Raw genomic sequence first — 23706 nt, 5'->3', positions numbered from 1 at the left:
GCTTCTATCGGTGCCACCTTTTCTCGCGCTCTCGCACCCGGTGGCAACAGATGAAAAAGGAATGCTATGACCTTCCGAACGTATGATGCACGCGCCGCCGGGGCTTTGCTGGCCCTGCTATTGGGCGCCAGCCCCTTGGCGCAGGCCGCCCTCGCCACTGAGACCACCCCAGTTACCCAGCCGGTTCCTGCCGAACTCAAGCTCGCCATCGGCGCCGAGCCTACCGAAGGGTTTGACCCTCTGCTTGGTTGGAGTCACGGCAGCTACCTGCTGCTGCACAGCCCGCTGCTCAAGCAGAATGCAGACCTCAGTTGGCAGAATGTGCTCACCCAATCTGTGACCCCGAACCAGGATGGCAAGGGGTGGCTTATCACCCTCAAGCCCGACCTGAAATTCTCCAACGGCGCGCCGCTCACCGCCGAAGATGTGGCCTTTACCTACAAGAGCGCGGCCAGGGGCGGCGGCAAGATCGACATGGGCAACTTTGTCTCTGCCAAGGTGGTCTCGCCCACCGAGGTCGCCATAGTCTTAAGCGCCCCCCAGAGCACCTTCGTCAACGTGCTGGGATCCTTGGGCATAGTGTCAAAGCGGGATTACGATCCCAAGCGTTATGCCCGCGAGCCTGTCGGCGCCGGCCCCTACCGGCTGGTAAGCTTCCTGCCAGGCCAGCAGCTGGTGGTGGAGGCGAACCCCCATTACGCCGGTGGCAACAATGACTTCAAACGGCTGGTGTTTGTCTTTATCGATGAGGAGAGCGCCTATGCCGCCGCCCAGAGCAGCCAGCTCGATCTGGTGCGCATCCCCCCGTCGCTGGCGCCCACAGTGCCTGCCTCGCTCAAGCTCTGGGTTCGGCCGAGCGTGGAGAACCGCGGTATCGTCTTCCCCATTCCTGCAGCAGGTAAAAAAGACGCCAAAGGTTATGCCATCGGCAACGACGTGACCGCCGATGTGGCGGTGCGCCGCGCCATCAACTACGCCATCGACCGCAAGCTGCTGGCCGATCAGCTGCTGGAGGGGCACGCCATCCCTGCCTACAGCGCGGTGGAAGGCTTGCCCTGGCAAAGCAAATCTACCGCCTTCAAGGACGGCGATGCCGCCCATGCCAACGCCCTGCTCGACAAGGCAGGCTGGAAGATGGGCAGTGACGGCATTCGCCACAAGGGCGACCAGCGCGCCGCCTTTACTCTCTGGTACACCAGTGGCGACAGCACCCGCCGGGATCTGGCGGAAGCGGTGCGGGCCATGCTCAAACCCATAGGTCTGGAGGTGAGCCTCAAGTCCGGCAGCTGGGAGCAGGTGGAGCGCGAGATGCACGCCAATCCGGTGCTGATGGGGTGGGGGAGTCTGGATCCCATGGAGCTCTATCACCACTATCAGAGCGGAGCCGGCGGCGTTGAGTTCTACAACCCGGGCTACTACAGCAACCCTGTGGTGGATGGCCACCTCAAGCTGGCGCTGGATGCCCCGAACTGGCAGGCGGCCGTGCCCTTCTGGCAGCAGGTGGAGTGGGATGGCAAGACAGGCGCCGGGGTGCAGGGGGATGCCGCCTGGGCCTGGTTACTCAATGTGCAGCACACCTATCTCGCCAACCGCTGCATCGACCTTGGCAAGGGGGCGCCGGAAATTCACGGTAGCTGGTCTTTGCTCAACAACCTCTCTGACTGGCGGTGGACGTGCCGCTAAGTTCGTCCACTATGATGAGCGTCACTGTGAAAGCCCTGCTGCGTCTGGCAGGGCTTTTATGCTTGGTGTCGGTCGCTACCTTTGTGTTGCTCAGCTACTCCCCCATCGATCCCATCAAGGCCTATATCGGCAACGATCTGCTCCATGTGCCGCCAGAGCAGTACGCCCGCATCGCCGCCAGCTGGGGGCTGGATCAGCCGCTCTGGCTGCGCTACTGGCGCTGGTTTAGCCAGGTGCTGCAGGGGGATCTCGGTTACTCCATGCTCTACAACACGCCGGTGAGCGAGGTAATTGGCCAGCGCTTTGCCGCCTCCTTCCTGCTGCTGGCCGGCGCCTGGCTGCTCTCCGGCTTTTTCGGCATCCTGCTTGGGCTCTGCGCCGGTCGCTATCTCAACCGCTGGCCCGATCGTCTTATTTGCCGCTTTGCCTACCTGCTCGCCTCCCTGCCCACCTTCTGGGTCGGCCTCTTGCTGCTGGCGCTGTTTGCGGTGCACTGGCCGCTGTTGCCGGTCTGCTGTGCCTGGACGCCGGGGCTCGCTGCCGATGAGGCTGACTGGGCATTGCGGGCGCGCCATCTGCTGCTGCCGGTGACCACGCTGGCGCTGCTCGGGGTGGGCAATATCGCGCTGCATACCCGGGGGCGGGTGGCCGAGGTGCTGGAGAGCGACTTTATCCGTTACGCCCGCGCTCAGGGGGATGGCGGCTGGCCCATGTTGCGTTTTCACGTGTTGCGCCACGCCCTGACTCCGGCGCTCTGCCTGCAGTTTGCTTCCCTTGGTGAGCTGATTGGCGGATCTCTGCTGGCGGAGAAGGTTTTCTCCTACCCAGGGCTTGGGCAGGCCACCGTGGATGCGGGGCTGAGGGGGGATATTCCCCTGCTGATGGGCATAGTGCTCTTCTGCACCCTGCTGGTCTTTATTGGCAACACTGTGGCCAGTTTGCTGCTGGCCCGCATCAATCGGGGCTGGGAGGGTGAGCATGCTGTTTAATCCGCTTCCCTCCATAGTGCGCCTGGCCGTGGCTCTGATCGGATTGGCGCTGCTGGCCGCCTACGGCTGGAGCTTGTCGGCTCAGGATGTGCCCATGGATCTACTGGCCCGCCAGCAGCCTCCCTCGCTGGCCCACTGGTTCGGCACCGATCAGATGGGGCGGGATCTCTGGCTGCGGGCCTTTCAAGGCACCCTCACCAGTCTGGAGTTGGGTATCAGCACGGCACTCTGCAGTGGGCTGCTGGCCATGGTGGCGGCAAGCCTCTCGCTGGTTCATCCCAGATGTGATGCGGCGGTGCGGCTGGTGATCGATGCCATGCTGGCGCTGCCCCATATGCTGCTGCTGATCCTTATCTGTTTTACCGTGGGTGGGGGCATGCGCGGGGTGATCCTGGCTGTGGCCCTGACCCACTGGCCCAAGCTGGCGCTCATTCTCTGCGTCGAGGCGCGGCGGATCGCCTGCAGTGACTATGTGGTGCTGGCCCGCTGTCAGGGGATGGGGGCGCTGCGTCGCTGGCGCACCCACCTGCTGCCAGGGCTGTTGCCCCAGTGGTTTATCGGCACCCTGCTGATGTTTCCCCATGCGGTGCTGCACAGCGCGGCCTTGAGCTTTCTCGGCTTTGGGTTGGCGGCCCACGAGGCCTCGCTGGGCCTGCTGCTGGCCGATGCCTTGCGTTATCTGGCCGGTGGCGGCTGGTGGCTGGCCCTCTTCCCGGGGCTGATGTTGCTGCTGCTGGTGTTGCTCTTTGATCAGGCGACCCGCGCCTTGCAACAGCTGCTGTGGCACAGGAGTGAACCATGCTGAGTTTTGACCAGGTGACTATAGAGGCAGCCCACTACTCCTGGCTGGGACGGCGCAGCTGGCAGCCTTTGCTGACCGATATCAGCCTGCAACTGGCACCGGGGGAGATAGTGGCGCTAGTGGGGGGGAGCGGCGAGGGCAAGAGCCTGCTGCTGCAAAGCGCCCTGACATTGCTGCCGGACAATCTGCGGATGCGCGGTTCCATCTCCCTTGATGGCACGCCCCTTTGTGATGCCAGCCGGGCCCGTCTGCGCGGTCACACCCTCTGCTATGTGCCACAGGGGGTAAGCGCCCTCAATCCGCTGCTGACGGTGGAGCGTCAGCTGGGCCGGGCGGCACGCCTCTGCGGCCAGAGCGGTTCTCGCGAGCGGCTCGGCGAGCAACTGCTGCGCTACCAGCTGCCCGCGACCACCCTGGACAGATACCCGCGCCAGCTCTCCGGCGGCATGGCCAAGCGCATTCTGGCCTGCACCGCGGCCCTCGGCGGTGCCCGCTACATTCTGGCAGACGAGATCACCGCCTGGCTCGACGAGGGGCTGGCCTGTCTGCTGCTCGGCCAGTTGCGTGAATTGGCCAATCAGGGCAGCGGCATCCTCTGGGTGACCCACGATCTGGCGCTGGCGGCCCGCTTTGCCGATCGCATTGTGGCGCTGCATCAGGGCCAGGTGAGCGACACCCTAAGCTGTCACCATCTGCGCCAGGGGCAGGGGAGCGATATGCTCCGTGCCCACTGGCAGGCGCTGCCGGAGTTCAACGCGCTCTTCTCTGCGCCGGAGGTTTCATAATGTTGGAACTACGAAGTCTCACCATCGCCCAGGGGGAACGCCCCCTCTGGCAGGGGTTATCGCTGACGGTGAAAGCGGGCGAGCGGCTGGGCATCTCTGCCCCGAGCGGTTATGGCAAGACCACGTTGGGGCGGGTATTGGCCGGTTGGCAACCGATTTGGGCTGGCGGTCAGTTCCTGCTGGATGGGCAGCCTGTGCCTGAACAGGTAAAAGGCTATAACCCTATCCAGCTGGTGCCCCAGCACCCGGAACTCACCTTCAATCCCTATCGCACTACCGGGCAGGCGCTATGGGATGTATGGCGCCCCGATGAGGCCATGCTGGCCCGCTTTATGGTCAAACCTGCGTGGCTCGGTCGCAAGCCCGGTCAGCTCTCCGGTGGCGAGCTGGCCCGCATCGCGCTGCTGCGCGCCCTCGATCCCCGCACCCGATTGCTTATTGCCGATGAGGTGACTGCCCAGCTGGATCCGCAAATTCAGCGTCAACTCTGGCGGGAGTTGATGGTTGAGTGCGAGCAGCGCGGGCTCGCCATGGTGATTTTTAGCCACCAACAGGCGCTGCTGCGTCAGGTTTGCCATCGGGTGCTGCGTTTTGGTGAGGAGGCAGTTGAGCAAGAATTGATGGCCCGCAGCGTGGCCTGAGGATTGGTGTTCCCCCTTATCCCCAGCCCTTCTCCCGCAAGGGGAGAAGGGAGCGGAAGGTGGCATCAACAAACCGGTTCCCTCTCCCTGGGGAGAGGGCTAGGGTGAGGGGATGTGCTTGTGAGACGCTGGCCATTCGTACAGATAGAACTGCTGACAAGGTTCGCGGATTGCAGATAGAAGATAGGGAGGCATCAGCCTCCCTATCTTGTTATCCGCCACTGGTAACGGCGTTTAACCGGTTCAGGCCGTGGCCAGCCAGTTCAGCCAGGCATCCATCCCTTCACCCGTGGTGGCGCTGACCTGGATCACCTGGATATATGGGTTGACCCGTTTGGCGTTCTCGATGCAGCGGGCCACGTCAAAGCTGACGTAGGGCAGCAGATCAATCTTGTTGATCACCATCAGCTGGGCGGCGGCAAACATGTCCGGGTATTTCAGCGGCTTCTCTTCCCCCTCGGTGACGGAGAGAATCGCCACCTTGTACTTCTCGCCGAGATCGAAGCTGGCGGGGCAGACCAGATTGCCCACGTTCTCGATAAAGAGGATGCCCCCTTCATTGGCGGGCAGCTGGTGGCAGGCGTCGTGGACCATTTTGGCGTCCAGATGGCAGCCCTTGCCGGTGTTGATCTGCACGGCAGGCACGCCGGTGGCGCGAATGCGATCCGCATCGGCGCTGGTCTGCTGATCCCCTTCGATCACCGCGCAGGGGCGTTTGTCGGCCAGCTGGCGCAGGGTTTCGCACAGCAGGGTGGTTTTGCCTGAACCCGGGCTCGATACCAGATTGAGCACCAGCTGGGCCGCTTCGTCGAAGTGTTCGCGGTTGTGGGCCGCCAGCGCGTTGTTCTTGGCCAGCACATCCATCTCGATGGCGATCAGCTGGCGCTGCCCCATGCCGGGCACTGACAATCCCGCTTCTCCTTTGCCGTAGTGCAGATCACCCTGCTGATGGTCATGGTCATGGTCATGGTCATGGCTGTGATCATGGGAATGCGCGTGGGAATGGCCGTTGTCATGAGAGTGGGCATATTCATGATGATGGTCGTGGGGGTGATCATGGTGGTGCTCATGAGGCTGATCATGACCCTCATGGCTCATGGGAGCCCGTACCCCGTGGTAGTGGTGATGGACATCCCCCTGATGGTGATAGTGGTGGTGAATGATCAGGGTGCGCGGCGCGCTCTGCTCGTGGTCATGATGGTCGTGCTCATGGCCATGTTCGTGATGATGCTCATGATCGTGCTCATGGCCGGCGATCCGCGCCTGGCCGCATCCGCATACGCTACACATATCAACTTACCTCGATGTCGGTGATGCGCAGGCTATCGCCCTGCGCGACGCGTAATTTGTATCCACCACACTCGGGACAGGCCTGCCCGCGCTCGGTGAGGGTGACCGTCTGGTTGCAGTCGTAACACCAGGCCTCTGCCGCCTGATGCTGAAAGTGCAGTTGGGCCCCTTCGACGGCGGTACCCTTGGCGGCAGCTTCGAAACAGAAGGCAATGGTGTCCGGGTCGACGCAGGAGAAGCTGCCGACCTCGAGCCAGAGGGCGGTCACCTTGTTAAAGCCCCGCTGGGTGGCCTGCTCGGCTGCCAGATCGATGGCGGCCATGGCCAGAGACATTTCGTGCATGGTGGCTCCTTAACCGATATGGGGAGGAGCAGTGACTCCTCCCTGTAATTGACGGAACGGCATGGCCGCTCAACAGATCCGCGGCAGCAGCTCCCCTTGCGGCAGCTCCAGATAGCGGCGGCTGCCCCAGGGGTTGTTGAGGATCACCTTGTGACGATCGCTTGCCTGCACCACGCCGATCTGACTGGCGGCGGGGTTGAATTGCCGCAAGATGCCCAGTGCGTCCTGCGCCTGTTCGGCAGGCAGGGCCAGCACCATGGTCCCCTCGTTGGCGAGATCATGGGGCTCGAAACCGTAGAGCTCGCACAGGCCGCGCACTGGGTCGCAGACCGGAATGGCGGACTCCTCCAGCTCGATGGCAACGCCGGAGGCGTTGCTCCACTCGTTGAGCACGGCCGCAAGGCCGCCACGGGTGGCGTCGCGCAGGGCGTGAGGGGTAATGCCCGCCTGCAGCAGCGCTTCTACCTGTGGCCAGAGGGTAGTGCAGTCGCTCTTGAGATCAGATCCCAGTTGCAGGGCGTCGCGGGCCATCAGGATGCAGGCGCCGTGGCTGCCGATATCCCGCGACACCAGGATGGCGTCACCGGCCTTGAGGTTGCGTACCGAGATGCCCCGGCTCTGTTCAGGCTGCGGGAAAGTACCGACCCCGCTGGTGTTGATAAAGATCTTGTCGGCCGCCCCCTTGGGCACCACCTTGGTGTCGCCGCAGACGATACGGGCACCGCTCTTGGCAAGTTCAGCCGCCATCGACTCGACGATACGGGCGAGATCGGCGTAGGGGAAACCCTCCTCGATGATAAAGCTGCAGCTCAGATACTCGGGCTTGGCCCCCATCATGGCGAGATCATTGACCGTGCCGGCGATGGCCAGCTTGCCGATATCGCCCCCCTCGAAGAACAGAGGCGAGACGGTAAAACTGTCGGTGGTGAAGGCGACGGGGCCGCTGACCGGCAGCAGGGCTGCATCTTCACCGCGCAGCAGGATCTCGTTGCCAAAGTGGCGAAAGAAGAGCTGGTTTATCAGCTGATTCATTTCCACACCGCCACCACCGTGGCTTAACTGAATTTCTCTCATCGGGTCTGGTTCTCCACAAGATTGCCGAAACAGGCTGGTTCATCTCCACCCATCACCCGACCACCGTGGCTAAGTTGGATTTCTCTCATTGTTCCTGGATCCCCATATATCGGTAGTAGGCATTGCAGGCCCCTTCGGAGCTGACCATGCAGCTGCCCATGGGCTGGGTCGGGGTGCAGCCCCGGCCAAAGACTTTGCACTGGTTCGGTTTGGCCAAGCCGCGCAGGATATCGGCGCACTGGCACGCCTTGTGGTCATCGATGGGGGTCTGATTGAGCGCAAAATGACGCTCCGCATCGCGTTTGGCAAACGCATCGCGCAGGCGCAGGGCCGAGGCGTTGATATCCCCGAGTCCTCGCCAGCGAAAATGCTCGCGGGTCTCGAAAAAGCGCTCGACCAGCCGCTGGGCGGCTTTATTGCCACTGGCGGTGACGGCGCGGCTGTACTGCACCTCCAGCGCGTAGCGACCCTCAACCTTCTGGCGCACCATCATCAAGAGCGCCTCCATCACATCCACCGGTTCGAAGCCGCTCACCACCACCGGCACCTGATAACGATCGACGATGGGCAGGTAGATATCGGCGCCGGTGATGACGCTGACGTGGGAGGGGCCGATAAAGGCGTTCACCTTGGCCACCCCGTCCGCCATCACCGCATGAATGGCGGGGGGCACCAGCACATGGTTGATATGAAACAAGAGATTCTCAATCCCCTCAGCTTCAGCGGCAGCCAGCAAGGCTGCGGTCATCGGGGTGGAGGTCTCGAAACCGATGGCGAAGAAGACCACGGTTTTCTCCGGGTTCTCACGGGCGATGCGCAGGGCATCGAGGGGGTCATAGACCGGACGGATATCGCTCCCCTTGGCCCGCTGCTGGGCTAGCGTGCCCTTGGAGCCCGGCACCCGGATCATGTCCCCCAAGGTGACCAGAATGACGTTGGGCTGGCGGGCGAGCTCGATGGCCTGATCGATGCGCTCTTTGGGCATGATGCAGACCGGGCAGCCGGGGCCGTGGACAAACTCGATGCTGGCCGGCAGCAGCTGGTGCAGGCCGTACTTCATGATGGTGTGGGTATGGCCGCCGCACACCTCCATTACCCGCAGCGGCTCGGGCAGATTTTTGGCCAGCTCGGTGATCTGGACGGCGAGGGCGCGGATGACGTCGGGCTGACGAAAGCCCTGAAACAGGTCATTCAAGGTCAGCATGGCAAAATATCCTGTTTGGGCATCAGGGCCACCATCTGGCGGAAGCTCTCGAGGCTGGCCTGCGCCTCCGCTTCGTCAATCTTGCTCATCACAAAGCCGATATGGAGCAGCACATAGTCGCCCTCCTGGAGAGGCTCTTCGAGTAGCATGCAGCTGACGCGCCGCTGCACCCCCAGGGTGTCGACGGTGACGCAGTTATCTTCGGGGTGTAGCTGCACCACCTGAGAGGGGATGGATAGACACATGGATTTCAGGACTCCGACAAGGTGGCACAACCGGTGGTGACAGGCTGGTGCGTGGCAAGATGGTGGATGGCAAACCAGAGCTGACCGGCGGCGATGCCACCGTCATTGAGCGGCAGGGTTTCGCTGGTCAATACCTGCCGGCCGGCAGCTTCGAGTGCGGGCACCAGCTCGTCCATCAGCACCCGGTTTTGAAAGACGCCGCCCCCGAGCGCCACCGGATAGCCGGGGAAGCGTTCGGCCAGGGCGATCACCAGAGCGCTGACAGCGCGGATAAAACCGGCGGCCAGGCTGGCGGTGGAGGTGCTTTTGCGCCGCTCGTTGATGAGGACATTGAGCAGCTCGGCCCACTCGATGTGCAGTGGCCCCTCTGTTGATTGGCTGAGGCCAAAGACGAGGGGGAAGGGCGTTTCATCGGGAAGCAGCTGCAAGGCGGATGCCTCCAGCAGGAGCCCCGCTTCGCCCTCGTAATCCGGGGTATCGATCACCCCCAAGAGCGCCGCCACCGCATCGAACAGCCGGCCGATGGAGCTGGTGTAGGGGGCGTTGCGACCCAGCTGCCAGAGCTGGTGCAGGTTGCGGATTCGCTCAGCTGGCAGTTGCTTGATCAACGGAATATTGAGGGTGCTGATCTCCTCCACGCTATACGACTCAAACAGCAGCCCCAGCAGCTGACGTACTGGCTCGCGAATGGCCGCCTCGCCACCGATCAGCTTGAAGGGTTTGAGGTGGGCAACCCGCGTAAAGCCCAGTACGTCTGCGATCATCAGCTCGCCACCCCATAGGGTGCCGTCATCCCCAAGGCCGGTACCATCGAAGGCAAAACCCAGCACTGGGCCTGTGATGTCGTGCTCCGCCATCACCCCCAGCAGGTGGGCGTGATGGTGCTGCACCTCGAGATGGGTTGCACCCTGATCCTGGCAATAGTCCTTGGCCCACTGGTGGCTGAGATAGCCCGGGTGGCGATCCGAGACCAGAACTTCGGGCTTGAGATCGTAGAGACCGCGAAAGGTGGCGAGAGTCTGCTCGAAGTGGCTCTGCATCGGCAGGCTGTGCAGATCGCCGATATAGGGGCTGTAGATGCGCTGGCGACCGAAGGCGAGCGCCAGCTGGTTCTTCTGTTGCGCCCCGACCGCCAGCAGCGGCACCTTGACCGCCTCTTTCAGGCTGGGGGTGCAGGGGGCATAGCCCCGGGCGAGGCGCAACGTCTGGCGCCGCCCGCCCGCCCACTGCACCAGACTATCGTCGCACGGGTGCAGGATGGGGCGGTTGTGATCCAGGATGCCGTCAATCTCGCTGCCGAGTTCCCTGACCACCGCCTCGCAATCGACAAGGATCGGGCTGCCGCGACCATTGGCGCTGGTGGCCACCAGCGGCATGGCGCAGGCGTCCAGCAGCAACTGATGGAGCGGGGTATAGGGGAGCATGACGCCAAGGTAGGGGATGCCGGGGGCGATCCCCTCGGCCAGCGGCGCGGCTGGCTGTCCGGATTCTGAGTGCCGATCATCGTTTTTGCGCTTGCGCAGCAAGGTGATGGGTCTGGCCTGAGAGGCGAGCAGTTGCCACTCGTCATCGCTGCCGGTGACATGCAGTTTGGCCTCGGCTAGGGAGCCCATCATCACCGCCAGCGGCTTGCGCTCGCGCCGCTTGAGCTGGCGAAGCCGTACCACGGCGGACTCGCTGCGGGCATCACACATCAGGTGATACCCCCCCATCCCCTTGAGCGCAATCAGCGCGCCCGCTTGCAGAGCGCGGGCGGCAGCCTGCAGCGCATCCTCGTGCTCGGTCAGCACATCGCCGCGGCCGCTGCGCCAGCTGAGATGGGGCCCGCACTCGGGGCAGCTCACCGGCTGGGCGTGGTAGCGTCTGTCCAGCGGGTTTTCATAGGCCGCCGCACAGCGCGGGCACATGACAAAGCCCGCCATGGCGGTGTGGGGTCTGTCGTAGGGGAGGCGGCGGATGATGGTGTAGCGCGGGCCGCAGTGGGTGCAGTTGGTAAAGGGGTAGTGGTGGTGGCGATCCTCAGAGTTGGCCACATCCGTGGCGCACGCTTCGCACATTCCCTGATCCGGCGAGATGGCAACCGTGGCCGCGCTCTGCTGCTGGCTTGTCTTGATATGAAAGACTCCGTCGTAGTCGGGATTATGTTCGGAGTCAGCATCTCGGGGCAGTTCCCGCTCGCTGAAATGATCGATGCGGCTTAAGGGCGGCGCCAGTTCCCGTAGTTCGCGGGCAAAGCTGGCGAGCTGCTCAGGCGATCCTTCGGCGCCAATGGTGACGCCGTTGGCATCGTTCAACACATAACCGGCAATGCCGTGGCGCAGTGCCAGCCCATAGACGAAGGGGCGAAAACCGACTCCCTGCACTATGCCGTCGATATGAAATTCGCGGCGCAGTCTGGAAAGCGCCTGGGTCCGGGCCGTCATGGCGCCACCCTGAGGGGGGCGGGTGCTCTTCCCTGATAACAAGGGGACAGATAGCCCTCCCAGACGACAAGAGGGCAGAGGAGGGCCGGCCATCCGGCAATTATCCTGGGGAATGTCATGCGATATCGAACTCCCGTCTGCTGGCCTGCTGCCATGGCACGGGCTCAGGGTGCAACGAACCAGGTTGCAATGGGCGCCGCGAGTGGAAGGGGCCTTGGTTTGGCAGGGAAAGGAGGAGAGTGGCCCCTGCCGCGGGGGCCAAGTTTATCGGGTCAGTGGCCCCCATTACCTTGATCTCGCACCGGTTTGAGTGCCAGACGCGGCGCTTCTTTGCGATCCTGCGAGACGGGCCCGTTCGTTATGGAGAGGAGCATGGGCTGGGGGAATCGACGGTGCAGTGACGGCATAGTGACGGCATAGTGACGGCACAGCTTATCGGGTGCCCTGATAACGCCCTTGCAGAGTGCTGCGGCCAGGGGCGCTGGCCTCGGGAAAGATTTTTGTTTGGTTTTATTTGACGATGCTCATTAACCGAATAGAAAAACTAAACATCCCGGGTGCTTTTTATCGCCTTGTGAGCCCTGGGTGGCCCTTTTGGGGTCTGCACCTGAGCGTAAAGTGGGGCGCAGCCCGGTTTCCCCGGTGTGCCGGAAATCTGTGTGGCAAGGGGGAGGAGCCATTTGGCGGGATCTGCCATTGGCGCTCGGGGTCGGCTCGGGTATAGTCCTGCGCCAACAAGATAGGTTCGGATGGAGGAGTCGGCGTCGCGTCAGGCAAGCGAACCGACTCCTCCCTTCGGCGCGGCTTTAAAGGATATCCCCATGAAATTCAGTCCCCTGCTCGATGAGATGATGAAGGCGCTGCAGGTCTTGCCGGGCGTGGGCCCCAAGTCGGCCCAGCGCATGGCGTTCACCCTGCTGGAGCGCGAGCGCAGCGGCGGCCTGCGTCTGGCCTCCCTGCTCAATCGGGCGCTGACCGAGATCGGTCATTGCAGCCACTGCCGCACCTTTACCGAGAACGATCGCTGCGAGATCTGCGCCAATCCCAAGCGCGAGGAGAACGGTCTGCTCTGCGTGGTGGAGAGCCCGGCAGATGTGGCGGCCATCGAGCAGACCGGCCAGTTCTCCGGCCGCTACTTCGTGCTGATGGGCCATCTGTCGCCGCTGGACGGCATAGGCCCGGAGGAGCTGGGGCTGGAGATCCTGGAGCGGCGCCTCAAGGATGAGCACATCAAGGAGCTGATCCTCGCCACCAATCCCACCATAGAGGGGGATGCCACCGCCTGGTATATCGCCGACATGGCCCGCGCCGCCGGGGTGGAGGTGAGCCGCATCGCCCACGGGGTGCCGGTGGGTGGCGAGCTGGAGCTGGTGGATGGCACTACCCTGTCCCACTCCCTGATGGGGCGTCAGCGCATCTAAACCTGCTTATGTGCCTGCTGCGAAACCGTGATCAAGGCTCATATGCTACTCGGAATCCTCATTTATGCCTATAAACTCCGGTTCCTGCGCTGCTCTTCACCTTGTTGACGGCTTCTCGCGACGGCTCATAAACAGGTTTGGCTGGATGGTACAAGAAACGGGCATCCGAGCCCGCAACAAGGGGCCAGTGTGCAAGTTTGCACACTGGCCCCTTGATATTTGAAAGGCCAGCCCCATCTAGGTTGGGAATCTGTTCAACCCGACGTTTTGAGGACTGGTCGATGACCCAAAGTGTTCACGCCGAAACCCACGGCTTTCAGACTGAAGTCAAACAACTGCTGAGCCTGATGGCTCACAGCCTCTACTCCAACAAAGAAGTATTCCTGCGCGAGCTTATCTCCAACGCCTCCGATGCGGCGGACAAGCTGCGCTTCAAGGCGCTTTCCGATGCCTCTTTGTTCGAAAACGACGGCCAGCTGCGCGTGCGCCTGGTGGTGGACAAAGAGAACAAGACTCTGACCATCTCGGACAACGGCATCGGCATGACCCGGGACCAGGTGATCGAGCACCTGGGCACCATAGCGAAATCCGGTACCGCCGAGTTCTTCAAGCACCTCTCCGGTGATCAGGGCAAGGACTCCCAGCTGATCGGTCAATTCGGGGTGGGCTTCTACTCCGCCTTCATCGTCGCCGACAAGGTGACCGTGGTCTCCCGCGCCGCCGGCACCGAGCCGGGCCAGGGCGTGCAGTGGGAATCACAAGGGGAAGGCTCCTTCACGGTGGCTGACGTAACCAAAGAGGGTCGCGGTACCGACGTCATCCTGCACCTGCGAGCCGAGGAAGAGGAGTTTCTGGACGACTGGCGCCTGCGCGCCGTGGTCGCCAAGTATTCCGACCACATCAGCGTGCCGGTGGAGATGTACAAGGAGGGCACCCCGGATCGCGAAGAAGACGGTGAGACCATCGTCGGTACCCCCGGCGAGTGGGAGCAGGTCAACCGCGCCACCGCGCTCTGGACCCGCAACCCGAAGGACATCAAGGACGAGGAGTATCAGGAGTTCTACAAGCACGTCGCTCACGACTTCGAAGACCCCCTGCTGTGGGGCCACAACCGGGTGGAAGGGGCGCAGGAGTACACCAGCCTGCTCTACATCCCGGCCCGCGCACCGTTCGATCTCTACAACCGCGAGCAGAAGCACGGCCTCAAGCTCTACGTGCAGCGCGTCTTCATCATGGACGACGCCGAGCAATTCATGCCGACCTACCTGCGCTTCGTCAAAGGGGTGCTGGACTCCAACGATCTGCCGCTGAACGTCAGCCGTGAGATCCTGCAGGACAACAAGGTGACCGCCTCCCTGCGCAAGGCCTGCTCCAAGCGGGTGCTGACCATGCTGAACAAGCTGGCCAAGGACGACAGCGAGAAGTACGCCAAGTTCTGGAGCGAGTTCGGCAATGTGCTCAAAGAGGGCCCGGCCGAGGATTACGCGAACCGCGAAGAGATCGCCAAGCTGCTGCGCTTTGCCAGCACCGCCGGCGAGGGCGAAGCCCAGACTGTGTCGCTGGAAGACTACGTTGGCCGCATGAAGGAAGGCCAGCAGAAGATTTACTACATTACCGCCGATTCCTACGCTGCCGCCAAGAACAGCCCGCATCTGGAGATCTTCCGCAAGAAGGGCGTCGAAGTGCTGCTGATGTGGGAGCGGGTGGACGAGTGGCTGATGAGCCATCTCACCGAGTTCGACGGCAAGCAGCTGGTCTCCGTCACCCGTGGCGAGCTGGATCTCGGCGAGCTGGAGGACGAGGCGGCCAAGCAGGCCCAGGAGGAGGCTGAAAAGGCCAACGCCGGTCTGGTGGCGCGGGTCAAGCAGAGCCTGGCCGATGCAGTGAAAGAGGTGCGTGTCACCCACCGTCTGACCGACTCGCCCTCTTGCATCGTCACCGATGACCACGGCATGAGCACCCAGATGATCAAGCTGATGCGCGCCGCCGGTCAGCCGGTGCCGGAGCAGAAGTACATCCTGGAGCTCAACCCGGACCACGCCCTGGTGAAGAAGCTCGACACCATAGAGGATGAGGCGCTGTTCGGTGAGTGGGTCGCCCTCTTGCACGAGCAGGCCCAGCTGGCGGAGCAGGGCGGCCTCAATGATCCGGCGAGCTTCGTCTCCCGTATCAACCGTCTGCTACTCCAGGCGTGATGTGATTGGCCCACTGCAAGGTAGTGGGCTTTTTTTTGGTCGACGCCGCCCTCGGGGCGGCGTTGTCCGCCCTGCTGGTTGCTGCATTTTCAATCATTTTTGGTGGCAGGGGCCTGCGTCTTTGGTCGCAGAGACGGCGCCAGGGGGTGGTGATAATCTGGCCACTCACACGGGGTGAGCTTGTTAATATGGGCGAAAACGTGTAGTTTTTTGCCTTCTCAAGAATTGAATAAACAATCAATTAGGAGCGTGTATGCGCATTGTTCTGTTGGGAGCACCGGGTGCCGGCAAGGGTACCCAGGCTCAGTTCATCATGGAAAAACACGGTATTCCGCAGATCTCCACCGGCGACATGCTGCGTGCGGCGATCAAGGCGGGCACCGAGCTGGGCCTCAAGGCCAAGGCCGTGATGGACGCAGGTCAGCTCGTCTCCGACGACATCATCATCGGCCTGGTCAAAGAACGTATCGCGCAACCGGATTGCGCCAACGGCTTCCTGCTGGACGGCTTCCCCCGCACCATTCCCCAGGCGCAAGCCATGAAGGATGCCGGTGTGGTAGTGGACTTCGTGCTGGAGTTCGACGTGCCGGACGAAGAGATCGTCAAGCGCATGAGCGGCCGCCGCGTGCACTCCGGCTCCGGCCGTACCTACCACGTGGTGTTCAACCCGCCGAAAGTGGAAGGCAAGGATGACGTGACCGGTGAGGATCTGGTGATCCGTGCCGATGACGAAGAGACCACGGTGCGCAAGCGTCTGGATGTCTACCATCAGCAGACCGCGCCGCTCATCGGTTTCTACGGCAAGGAAGCGGAAGCGGGCAACACCCGTTACGTCAAGATCGACGGCACCCAGCCGGTGGATCAGGTCAGCCAGCAGCTGGCGACCATCCTGGGCTGAGCCCGCCATTGCCAACGCTCCTGAGGGGCCAGCGGCAATGTGCCATTGAGACAAGGGCCCGGCATGGGCCCTTTCTTGCATTCAGACATGACAACAGAAAGACAGGAAGCAAATGTGACCACGAAAACCGGGATCTTGCTGGTCAATCTGGGGACCCCAGCCGCGCCAACCACGGCCGCCGTCAAGGCGTTTCTCAGCCAGTTTCTGCACGATCAGCGGGTCGTTGACCTGCCGCGTTATCTCTGGTGTCCACTGCTCCACTTCATCATCCTGCCGACGCGCTCCCCCAGGGTAGCCAAGCTCTACCAGCAGGTGTGGACCGAACAGGGCTCACCCCTGATGGTGATAAGCCTGCAGCAGCGCGCGGCGCTGGAGCAGGAACTCAAGCGTGAAGGGGTCGAGGTGCCGGTGGAGCTGGCCATGACTTATGGCTCACCCTCCATGGAGGATGGCTGGCAGGCGCTCAAGGCCAAGGGTGTCAACCGGGTGATCCTGCTGCCGCTCTATCCGCAATATTCGGTCAGCACCACGGCCTCGGTGTTCGATGCCTGGGCCAAGGCGATGAAGAAAGAGCGCAATCTGCCGGTGGTGCGGCTCATTCGTGATTACCATGCCCACCCCGAATACATCCAGGCGCTGGCCATGAGCGTGCGTCGCCATTGGGAGCAGCACGGCCAGGGCGAGCACTTGCTGATGTCGTTCCACGGTATTCCGGAGCGTTACGAGAACGAAGGCGACCCTTATGGTCATCAGTGTCGGCGCACCGCGGCCCTGCTGGCCGAGGCGCTCGGGCTCGATGCCAACCAGTGGACCGCCAGCTTCCAGTCCCGCTTTGGCAAGGAGGAGTGGCTCAAACCCTACACGGACGTGACCGTGGAAGGATTGCCGACCCGTGGTGTCAAGCGACTCGATGTGATCTGTCCGGCCTTCTCGGCGGATTGCCTCGAGACCCTGGAGGAGATCCAGGTACAGAACCGCGAGATCTTCATGGACGCCGGGGGTGAGCAGTTCGAATACATACCGGCCCTCAACAGCGATCAGGCCCATATCCGCATGATGGTGTCGCTGATCTGTCGCGAGCTGGCGTGAGGGGTCTTTACGGCCGCGACTGTGCGAGCCGGATATTCGGGTTCAACGATAAAGGAGTGTCTCGATGATGCATATCACGCTGATCTACGGCGGCTTGCTGGGGCTCTTGTTCCTGCTGCTCTCGTTCTGGGTGGTCAAGCGCCGCGCACAGTTCAAGGTGATGATAGGGGAAGGGGAGGCGCCCGAAATGCTCTCCGCCATCCGTGCCCACGGCAACTTCGCCGAGTACGTGCCGCTCACTCTCTTGCTGATGGCCCTGTGCGAACTGGCCGGGGTGGGGGCGCTCTGGCTGCACCTGGGTGGGTGGCTGCTGCTGGTGGGGCGCATCCTGCACGCCATCGGTATCCAGATCCCCAGGGCGCCGAACAAGCCACGGCTGTTCGGCACCCTGTTTTTCTGGCTGTCCCTGGGGCTCTTCTCGGTGCTGGCGCTGGTGCAGGGGCTGTCATTCGGCTGAGACCCGACGTCACTTGAGTGCGAAAAACCACCTCACCGCGAGGTGGTTTTTTGAGGGGGGGGAGATCAAACGTTTTCCTCGCAAACCCTTGTCTATACTGACCTCAAAATTTAATCGTGCGACTTTTCGGCGGGGTGGATTGTGTTAAAATCCCGCCCCTCTTTCCCCCAGAGCACAGAAGATTGCCATGAAATTTCCCGGTCAGCGCAAGTCCAAACACTACTTCCCGGTCGACAGGCGTGATCCCCTGATCCCGCAAAATCCGTTGCTCACCGAACTGGGCAAGGCCTATGTGGTGGGCATAGATCAGACTCTGGTGGATATAGAAGCCCATGTGGACGAGGACTTCCTGAACCGGTACGGCCTGAGCAAGGGTCACTCCATGCTCATCTCCGACGATGTGGCCGAGCGGGTCTATGAAGAGCTCAAGGCCAACAACATGGTAGTGAGCGAGTTTGCCGGCGGCACCATAGGCAACACCATGCACAACTACTCTGTGCTGGCGGATTCCCACTCCATCCTGCTCGGGGTGATGAGCCAAGACATCCGCATCGGCAGCTACGCCTACCGCTATCTGTGCAACACCTCGTCCCGCGTCAACCTCGACTACCTGCAGCCGGTGGATGGCCCGGTCGGTCGCTGCTTCACCTTCATCACCGAAGGGGGCGAGCGCAGCTTTGGCATCAACGCCGGCAAGATGGATCACCTGGACGTGGCGCACATCCCGGAAGCCATCATCAAGGAGTCCTCCGCCCTGGTGATCACCGCCTACCTGGTGCGCGGCGCCGACGGCACCCCCATGAAGGAGGCGGCCATGGCTGCCGTGCGTTATGCCCGCGAGGCCGGTGTGCCCGTGGTGCTGACCCTGGGCACCCGTTTCGTCATCGACGAGAACCCCCAGTGGTGGCGTGACTTCATCAGCGAGAACGTGACCGTGCTCGCCATGAACGAGGACGAAGCCGAGGCCCTGACCGGGATTAAAGATCCGCTCGGTGCCGCCGACAAGGCGCTGGACTGGGCCGACATGGTGCTCTGCACCGCCGGTCCCGTCGGCCTCTACATGGCGAGCTACACCGAGGAAGACTACAAGCGCGAAACAACCCATACCCTGCTGCCCGGCGTCATCCCCGAATTCAACATGTATGAGTTCAGCCGCCCCATGGCCCGCGACAAGTGCCGCAATCCGGCGCGGATCTACTCCCATATCTCCCCCTACATGGGCGGCCCGGAGAAGATCAAGAACACCAATGGTGCAGGGGATGGCGCCCTGTCCGCGGTGCTGCACGACATGGTGGCCAACGCCTATCACCGCATGAATGTGCCGAACTCCGCCAAGCACCTCTCCGAGTTCCTCACCTACTCCTCCCTGGCCCAGGTGTGCAAGTACGCCAACCGGGTGAGCTACGAGGTGTTGGCCCAGAGCAGCCCGCGTCTCTCCCGCGGCCTGCCGGAGAAGGAAGACAGCCTGGAAGAGGTGTACTGGGAGCGGTGATACCGTCATCCGGTCGACAACAAGAAAGGGTGCCACTGGGCACCCTTTCTTGTTTTTGGGGCTGGATCATGTTTTTGGCACTGCTTTTGCTGTCATCGTGGACAGGCCGCGCCATGGCGACATACCTTGTTAACAACATGTAGCTGGTTCGGGACTAGGGTATGTTGAGACAATGGAGTATCGGCCGGCGCCTGTCGCTGGTGACCCTGATGGTGCTGGCGCTGCTGGGACTGCTGCTGTTCTTCTGCCTGCAGATCTATCAGCAGGGGCTGATGGGGGAGAAGAGCCGTCAGACCCGGGCTCAGGTCGAGACCGCCTACAGCCTGGTGGCCGGATTCGAGGCCAGGGTACGCAAGGGGGAGCTCGACGAGGGGCGCGCCAAGGCCGAGGCCCTCGCGGCGATCAAGGGGCTGCGCTATGGCGAGGAGGATTACTTCTGGATCAATGACAGCCACCCCACCATGGTGATGCACCCCATGAAACCCGAGCTGGACGGCAAGGATCTCTCCGGGGTGGAGGACAAGCAGGGGCTCAGGCTGTTTGTGGCCTTCGCCGATCTGGCGAGGGCGCAGGGCGCGGGAGAGGTGGCCTACTACTGGCCCAAGCCCGGGGTGGAGGAGCCGGTGCGCAAGATCTCCTACATCAAGCGCTTCGCCCCCTGGGACTGGATCATCGGTACCGGCGTCTATGTGGACGACGTCGAGGCCCAGTATCAGGAGGTGCTGCGCACCCTGCTCGGGATAGGCCTGGTGCTGGCCATACTGCTGTTTGCCGTGGTCGGGCTCATAGTGCGCAGCATAGTGGTGCCCCTCTCCCAGTCGGTATCGGCCCTCGGCAACATCGCCAGGGGGGAGGGGGATCTGCGTTTTCGGCTGCCGGAGTCGGGCCGGGACGAGCTGAGCCAGCTCTCGGTCAACTTCAACCTCTTCGCCGGCCAGATGGCGCAGCTGGTGGGGCGCAGCCAGCAGATCACGGCCCAGAACCGGGAGCAGGCGCACCAGCTGGCCCAGATCGTCGACCGGACCGGCGCCATCGTCACCGGCCAGGAGCAGGACACCCTGCGGGTGGCCAGCGCCATGGAGCAGATGACGGTGAGCAGCCGGGAGGTGGGCCAGCACGCGGCCCAGGCCGCCGAGGCGGCGGACTCCGCGCTCAATCTCGCCCAGCACGGGCGTCAGGTGGTGGCCCAGACCAGGGAGACCATCAGCCAGCTGGCGGACGAGATGGTGGAGACGGTGCAGGCGGTGAGCCAGCTCGAGCAGGAGACCCAGCAGATTGGCTCCGTGCTCGACGTGATCCGGGGGGTGGCGGAGCAGACCAACCTGCTGGCCCTCAATGCCGCCATCGAGGCGGCCCGGGCCGGCGAGCAGGGGCGTGGCTTCGCTGTGGTGGCCGACGAGGTGCGCACCCTGGCGACCCGCACCCACAGCTCCACCGACGAGATCCGGCAGATGATCCAGCGGCTGCAGGAGGGGGCGGGCCGGGTGGTCAGCGGCATCACCCAGTTGCAGCAACTCTCCCGCTCGACCGCGGACAGGGCCGGTGATGCCGACGGCGCCATTCATGCCATCGATGGCTCTGTGCACACCATCAATGCCATGAATAGCCAGATCGCCACGGCCGCCGCCGAGCAGAGCCGGGCGGCCGAGGAGATCAACCAGCGGCTGGTGGCCATCACAGAGTTGGCGGCGGATGCCCTGGCCCAGAACCGCTTGACCGAGCAGGCGGCAAGCCAGCTGGCGCTCTCTTGCGATGAGTTGGGGGTCCTGGTCGCCCAATATCGAACCTGATGGCGCTTATCCCCGTCTTTTTGGGGATAAGGCTTGAGTCTGGGGGGCTTTTGGGACACCATCAGCCCCATTATTGGCCAGCGTTGGCCGACCGCCTGCAAGAGAGAGACCCCCATGAGCAAACTAACTGACAATCTTGACGCCAATTTCCAGCTGTTCATCGAAGAAGTCCGCGAGTCGGGTCAGGTGTGGGGTCTGCGTTACGGTGAAGACTGGGTGGTGTGCCGCTCCGCCGAGTTCGAAGATGCCGACGTCATGCCGCTGTGGTCTGCCGAGGGCGATGCCCGTCTGCACTGCGTGGACGAGTGGGCGGACTACGAGCCGGAAGTGATCGAGCTCGAAGAGTTTCTCGACATCTGGATCAACGATCTGGACGAAGACGATGTGCTGGTCGGCCCGAACTGGAACGCCGATCTGGAAGGCCAGGAGCTCGAGCCCATCGAGCTGGCCAAGGCGCTGGTTGAGCTGGACGCCTGAACTGTGCTGCACTGATGGCTCCGACGCGGGCCATCGCCGAGACCAGAACCGACGGCTGCGAGGCCGTCGGTTTTTTTATGCCCGGCAAGGGCGCCAAGATGAGCGGGCGATTTGGCTTTGCACCCGTCACCGAGATGGGTCATCATCAACCCTTTGCCGATCGGGAGGTGCCATGTTTGTCTTTGACGTGACTACAGCGGCGGGCGCGCGGGCCCGGATCCGGGTGCAGGCGCTGGATTGGGGCCAGAGCGGTCCCGTGACCTTCCAATGCGACAGCGATGCCCTGGCCCTGGTGCTGCTCACCGGCTGCCGCTGCGATGCGGTGGGCTATTTCGATCTGCTGGCCGGTTGCAAGCCGCTCTATGTGGAGCAGTGGCTCGCCTATCTGCAGGAGAGCGGCCACCTCGACAAGCAGAGCTGCCAGCTGGAGAGCCCGTCCCAGGAGGACTATCTGGCCCGGGCGGGACTGGCGGACGAGGAGCTCAATGCCTTGCTCGGTCAGGTCTACAAGGTGGCCGGTTTCAATCGTCTGCAGATCAACCGTTACCTCAAGAACCGCCACAACCCGACCATGCTGGCGACCCGTTACGATCAGAAGGAGCTGGAGCGCTATCGCCAGCTCAATGACATCATTCTGACCCTGCTGAAGTTGAAACGCTCTCCGTAAAAAACGCCATCTGGCTCATCTCCGGTCCCAGCTCCTGGGGCCGTGCGATCAGGTACCCCTGCAACCCGTCTACGTACATGCCTTGCAGCATCTGCTTCTGCCCTATCTGCTCGACCCCTTCCGCTATCACCAGACTGCCCATGCGATGGGAGACGTCGACTATCATCCGCACGAATTGCTGGTTGGTCAGATCCTGCTCCAGCTCGGTGATGAGGCCGGGGTCCAGTTTGATGTAGTCGGGTTTGAGCTCACGAAACAGGCTGAAGGAGCCTATCCCCTTGCCAAAGTTGCAGATGGCCGAGCGGCTGCCGTGGCGCCTGAGCAACTCGAACAGCCGCCTCGCCCCCGTCAGGTTGCGCTCCAGATGTTCCTCATCTAACTCGAACACCAGGTTGGCACTGATGTCGGGGTCTTTTTGCAACTGGTGATCGAGCCAGATGAGGAAGGCGCTGTTTTGCAGCAAGGTGCCCGGCAGGTTGAGGCCCCAGCGGCTGTTGTGACCACCGAAGGCGCGGTATTGACGGATGACGTGGCGGATCACCATTTGCGCCAGGCGCAGCACCATGTCCAGACGTTGGGCCATGGCGTGCAGGGTGTCGCTCGGCAGCGTGGTGCCGTCGCTGCTGCAAAAGCGGGGGTAGATCTCGTGATAGGCCTGCATGCCGCGATGCAGGGGCTGGATGGGCTGGCAGGTAAAGCTGACGCTCTCCTGCTCCAGCAGATCGGTCAGTACCTGGGTCCAGTGACGCTGCCCCTGCAACTCGACCACCTCGTCACTCTGCTGGATGGCCCAGCCGTTGACCGCTTCCGTCTGGGCACGGGCCAGCGCCAGATCGGCTCGGGCCAGGATGGCCTCTATCTTCTGTTCGCTGCTGAGCCGGGTCATGCCCGAGTAGGCGGCACTGTCCAGCTCGTGTTCGTGCTGATAGCGATCGAAGGCGAGTTTCAGATCCCGCCCCAGCAGGTGGGGGGGGATCTGGGCCAGCGGTGGCATCAGAACCGCAAAGTCGGCCCCCGAGATACGATAGACCTGATGGCCAGGGAAGCGGATCACCGTGTGGGTGATGAGGTTGGCGATGTCCTTGATGTAGGCATCCCCCGACTGGAAGCCGCGCTGGGCGTTTAGCTTGCCAAGCTCGGTGGCACGGATCAGCACCAAGATGGCGGTCTGGGTATTCTCCTGTTGCAGCAGTTCGGTGAGATCGCGCCTGAACGCATGGCGGTTGCGCAGGCCCGTCATCTCGTCCCGGGTCGCCTGATTGTGCAGTTCGCTTATCTGGCGGTGTGCATCGAGTTCGGCTTCACTGAAGGAGGTGAGTAACTGGCGTAGCGCCGTTTGTGCCTGCGGGCTGTCCAGTATGGCGGGATCCCGCTGCTGCAGCGCCAGCAGCCAGCGCTGCTCTTGCCTCGCCCGTTCCCCCTTGCGCACGCTGTGGGTGAGAAAGAGAAGCATGGCAAAGCCAATGATGGTGGTCATCAGAACCAGCAGCAGGGTGAGGGGGGAGACCGGGGGCGCAAGCCAGAGCCCCTGCAGCAACAGCATGGGAATGCAGACCAGGGCGCTGACCAGCAGCAGATTTCCCTCGTGTTTATTCAACATCGTTTCATCCTTGATGATGTTCATGATGTAGAAATTCTAACCAAGCCGCCGGCACAAAGCATGAGTACTCACGCAACTCCGTGAAAAGGACCGGCGGAAAGCAACTAAATGTGAGTGAAAACACTTTCATAGTTTGTGAAA

22 protein-coding genes are annotated in these 23706 nt (G+C 62.5%); 15 read left to right on the top strand and 7 right to left on the bottom strand.

Annotated elements, in window-relative coordinates; all coding sequences use genetic code 11:
• Positions 1-66 precede the first annotated feature (66 nt).
• Genes ACB039_RS04090 through ACB039_RS04070 form a run of 5 tightly spaced genes read left to right on the top strand, consistent with a single transcriptional unit; the run spans position 67 to position 4900 of the window.
• Positions 67-1683 carry an ABC transporter substrate-binding protein gene (locus ACB039_RS04090; RefSeq protein ID WP_182785667.1) on the top strand — a complete coding sequence of 539 codons (1617 nt, stop codon included), beginning with the start codon at positions 67-69 and terminating at the stop codon, positions 1681-1683.
• Positions 1668-2672: an ABC transporter permease gene (locus tag ACB039_RS04085; protein ID WP_182785666.1), complete on the top strand. Its 1005-nt coding sequence runs from the start codon at positions 1668-1670 to the stop codon at positions 2670-2672. The genes ACB039_RS04090 and ACB039_RS04085 overlap by 16 nt, the downstream gene beginning before the upstream one ends.
• Positions 2662-3477, top strand: a complete 816-nt coding sequence (locus ACB039_RS04080; RefSeq protein WP_182785665.1) for an ABC transporter permease — start codon at positions 2662-2664, stop codon at positions 3475-3477. Before ACB039_RS04085 ends, ACB039_RS04080 begins: the two co-directional genes overlap by 11 nt.
• Positions 3471-4259 (top strand): ATP-binding cassette domain-containing protein, encoded by a 789-nt coding sequence (locus ACB039_RS04075; RefSeq protein WP_182785664.1) that lies wholly within the window; start codon positions 3471-3473, stop codon positions 4257-4259. The genes ACB039_RS04080 and ACB039_RS04075 overlap by 7 nt, the downstream gene beginning before the upstream one ends.
• Entirely contained in the window at positions 4259-4900 is a 642-nt protein-coding gene (locus ACB039_RS04070; RefSeq protein WP_182785663.1) for an ATP-binding cassette domain-containing protein, read from the top strand. The genes ACB039_RS04075 and ACB039_RS04070 overlap by 1 nt, the downstream gene beginning before the upstream one ends.
• 243 nt (positions 4901-5143) lie before the next feature.
• Here the strand turns inward: ACB039_RS04070 and hypB are convergent, their stop codons facing one another.
• The gene (gene hypB, locus ACB039_RS04065) at positions 5144-5998 is read right to left on the bottom strand and encodes a hydrogenase nickel incorporation protein HypB (protein WP_197970397.1); all 855 of its coding nucleotides are present in this window, start codon (positions 5996-5998) and stop codon (positions 5144-5146) included.
• On the opposite strand from hypB, the gene ACB039_RS04060 reads away from it, so the two are divergent.
• Positions 5885-6214, top strand: a complete 330-nt coding sequence (locus ACB039_RS04060; protein ID WP_232092271.1) for a hypothetical protein — start codon at positions 5885-5887, stop codon at positions 6212-6214. The genes hypB and ACB039_RS04060 overlap by 114 nt on opposite strands.
• Here the strand turns inward: ACB039_RS04060 and hypA are convergent.
• The 5 genes from hypA to hypF all read right to left on the bottom strand — a co-directional run bounded on the left by hypA (position 6192) and on the right by hypF (position 11479).
• The gene (gene hypA, locus ACB039_RS04055) at positions 6192-6533 is read right to left on the bottom strand and encodes a hydrogenase maturation nickel metallochaperone HypA (RefSeq protein ID WP_005301911.1); all 342 of its coding nucleotides are present in this window, start codon (positions 6531-6533) and stop codon (positions 6192-6194) included. The two genes, ACB039_RS04060 and hypA, sit on opposite strands and share 23 nt — an antisense overlap.
• A gap of 69 nt (positions 6534-6602) precedes the next feature.
• Positions 6603-7607: a hydrogenase expression/formation protein HypE gene (gene hypE, locus ACB039_RS04050; RefSeq protein WP_182785661.1), complete on the bottom strand. Its 1005-nt coding sequence runs from the start codon at positions 7605-7607 to the stop codon at positions 6603-6605.
• 85 nt (positions 7608-7692) lie between these two features.
• Positions 7693-8811, bottom strand: coding sequence for a hydrogenase formation protein HypD (hypD, locus tag ACB039_RS04045; protein WP_182785660.1), 1119 nt, complete (start codon positions 8809-8811; stop codon positions 7693-7695).
• Entirely contained in the window at positions 8805-9056 is a 252-nt protein-coding gene (locus ACB039_RS04040) for a HypC/HybG/HupF family hydrogenase formation chaperone (RefSeq protein WP_144712927.1), read from the bottom strand. Before ACB039_RS04040 ends, hypD begins: the two co-directional genes overlap by 7 nt.
• Positions 9057-9061: 5 nt before the next feature.
• Positions 9062-11479: a carbamoyltransferase HypF gene (gene hypF / locus ACB039_RS04035; protein WP_371165190.1), complete on the bottom strand. Its 2418-nt coding sequence runs from the start codon at positions 11477-11479 to the stop codon at positions 9062-9064.
• An 821-nt stretch (positions 11480-12300) separates the two neighbouring features.
• Between hypF and recR the strand changes: the two genes are divergently transcribed.
• The 9 genes from recR (at position 12301) to ACB039_RS03990 (ending at position 21965) form a co-directional block, all read left to right on the top strand.
• Positions 12301-12900 (top strand): recombination mediator RecR, encoded by a 600-nt coding sequence (gene recR, locus ACB039_RS04030; protein ID WP_025326665.1) that lies wholly within the window; start codon positions 12301-12303, stop codon positions 12898-12900.
• A gap of 281 nt (positions 12901-13181) precedes the next feature.
• Positions 13182-15095 carry a molecular chaperone HtpG gene (gene htpG / locus ACB039_RS04025; RefSeq protein ID WP_371165189.1) on the top strand — a complete coding sequence of 638 codons (1914 nt, stop codon included), beginning with the start codon at positions 13182-13184 and terminating at the stop codon, positions 15093-15095.
• Between the two features lie 253 nt (positions 15096-15348).
• On the top strand, positions 15349-15993 hold the full coding sequence (gene adk / locus ACB039_RS04020) for an adenylate kinase (protein WP_042648493.1): 645 nt from the start codon (positions 15349-15351) through the stop codon (positions 15991-15993).
• Between the two features lie 114 nt (positions 15994-16107).
• Entirely contained in the window at positions 16108-17082 is a 975-nt protein-coding gene (gene hemH / locus ACB039_RS04015) for a ferrochelatase (protein WP_371165188.1), read from the top strand.
• Positions 17083-17146: 64 nt separating this feature from the next.
• Positions 17147-17539, top strand: coding sequence for an MAPEG family protein (locus tag ACB039_RS04010; RefSeq protein ID WP_371165187.1), 393 nt, complete (start codon positions 17147-17149; stop codon positions 17537-17539).
• Positions 17540-17726: 187 nt separating this feature from the next.
• Positions 17727-19031 (top strand): inosine/guanosine kinase, encoded by a 1305-nt coding sequence (locus ACB039_RS04005; RefSeq protein ID WP_043132330.1) that lies wholly within the window; start codon positions 17727-17729, stop codon positions 19029-19031.
• A 161-nt stretch (positions 19032-19192) separates the two neighbouring features.
• Positions 19193-20821, top strand: a complete 1629-nt coding sequence (locus ACB039_RS04000; RefSeq protein WP_371165186.1) for a methyl-accepting chemotaxis protein — start codon at positions 19193-19195, stop codon at positions 20819-20821.
• Between the two features lie 114 nt (positions 20822-20935).
• Complete coding sequence (locus ACB039_RS03995) at positions 20936-21298, top strand: DUF2750 domain-containing protein (protein WP_010674427.1); 363 nt, start codon at positions 20936-20938, stop codon at positions 21296-21298.
• A 172-nt stretch (positions 21299-21470) separates the two neighbouring features.
• Positions 21471-21965, top strand: coding sequence for a hypothetical protein (locus ACB039_RS03990; RefSeq protein WP_371165185.1), 495 nt, complete (start codon positions 21471-21473; stop codon positions 21963-21965).
• Here ACB039_RS03990 and ACB039_RS03985 read toward each other — a convergent pair.
• Positions 21928-23565 (bottom strand): EAL domain-containing protein, encoded by a 1638-nt coding sequence (locus tag ACB039_RS03985; protein WP_371165184.1) that lies wholly within the window; start codon positions 23563-23565, stop codon positions 21928-21930. The genes ACB039_RS03990 and ACB039_RS03985 overlap by 38 nt on opposite strands.
• Positions 23566-23706: the final 141 nt, after the last annotated feature.

It is taken from the genome of Aeromonas sp. S2(2024) (genome assembly GCF_041402505.1).
Taxonomy (GTDB): domain Bacteria; phylum Pseudomonadota; class Gammaproteobacteria; order Enterobacterales; family Aeromonadaceae; genus Aeromonas; species Aeromonas media.
The sequence above is the reverse complement of the archived record's forward strand: the minus strand, read 5'-3'. Positions and strand labels throughout refer to the sequence as shown.

Excerpts from the sequence above, each read along its gene's own strand:
- ACB039_RS04090 (WP_182785667.1), top strand. The coding sequence starts at position 67 with ATGACCTTCCGAACGTATGATGCACGCGCCGCCGGGGCTTTGCTGGCC.
- ACB039_RS04080 (WP_182785665.1), top strand. The coding sequence starts at position 2,662 with ATGCTGTTTAATCCGCTTCCCTCCATAGTGCGCCTGGCCGTGGCTCTG.
- ACB039_RS04075 (WP_182785664.1), top strand. The coding sequence starts at position 3,471 with ATGCTGAGTTTTGACCAGGTGACTATAGAGGCAGCCCACTACTCCTGG.
- ACB039_RS04070 (WP_182785663.1), top strand. The coding sequence starts at position 4,259 with ATGTTGGAACTACGAAGTCTCACCATCGCCCAGGGGGAACGCCCCCTC.
- ACB039_RS04060 (WP_232092271.1), top strand. The coding sequence starts at position 5,885 with ATGGGAATGCGCGTGGGAATGGCCGTTGTCATGAGAGTGGGCATATTC.
- hypB (WP_197970397.1), bottom strand. The coding sequence starts at position 5,998 with ATGAGCCATGAGGGTCATGATCAGCCTCATGAGCACCACCATGATCAC.
- hypA (WP_005301911.1), bottom strand. The coding sequence starts at position 6,533 with ATGCACGAAATGTCTCTGGCCATGGCCGCCATCGATCTGGCAGCCGAG.
- hypE (WP_182785661.1), bottom strand. The coding sequence starts at position 7,607 with ATGAGAGAAATTCAGTTAAGCCACGGTGGTGGCGGTGTGGAAATGAAT.
- hypD (WP_182785660.1), bottom strand. The coding sequence starts at position 8,811 with ATGCTGACCTTGAATGACCTGTTTCAGGGCTTTCGTCAGCCCGACGTC.
- ACB039_RS04040 (WP_144712927.1), bottom strand. The coding sequence starts at position 9,056 with ATGTGTCTATCCATCCCCTCTCAGGTGGTGCAGCTACACCCCGAAGAT.
- hypF (WP_371165190.1), bottom strand. The coding sequence starts at position 11,479 with ATGACGGCCCGGACCCAGGCGCTTTCCAGACTGCGCCGCGAATTTCAT.
- recR (WP_025326665.1), top strand. The coding sequence starts at position 12,301 with ATGAAATTCAGTCCCCTGCTCGATGAGATGATGAAGGCGCTGCAGGTC.
- htpG (WP_371165189.1), top strand. The coding sequence starts at position 13,182 with ATGACCCAAAGTGTTCACGCCGAAACCCACGGCTTTCAGACTGAAGTC.
- adk (WP_042648493.1), top strand. The coding sequence starts at position 15,349 with ATGCGCATTGTTCTGTTGGGAGCACCGGGTGCCGGCAAGGGTACCCAG.
- ACB039_RS04010 (WP_371165187.1), top strand. The coding sequence starts at position 17,147 with ATGATGCATATCACGCTGATCTACGGCGGCTTGCTGGGGCTCTTGTTC.
- ACB039_RS04005 (WP_043132330.1), top strand. The coding sequence starts at position 17,727 with ATGAAATTTCCCGGTCAGCGCAAGTCCAAACACTACTTCCCGGTCGAC.
- ACB039_RS04000 (WP_371165186.1), top strand. The coding sequence starts at position 19,193 with ATGTTGAGACAATGGAGTATCGGCCGGCGCCTGTCGCTGGTGACCCTG.
- ACB039_RS03995 (WP_010674427.1), top strand. The coding sequence starts at position 20,936 with ATGAGCAAACTAACTGACAATCTTGACGCCAATTTCCAGCTGTTCATC.
- ACB039_RS03990 (WP_371165185.1), top strand. The coding sequence starts at position 21,471 with ATGTTTGTCTTTGACGTGACTACAGCGGCGGGCGCGCGGGCCCGGATC.
- ACB039_RS03985 (WP_371165184.1), bottom strand. The coding sequence starts at position 23,565 with ATGTTGAATAAACACGAGGGAAATCTGCTGCTGGTCAGCGCCCTGGTC.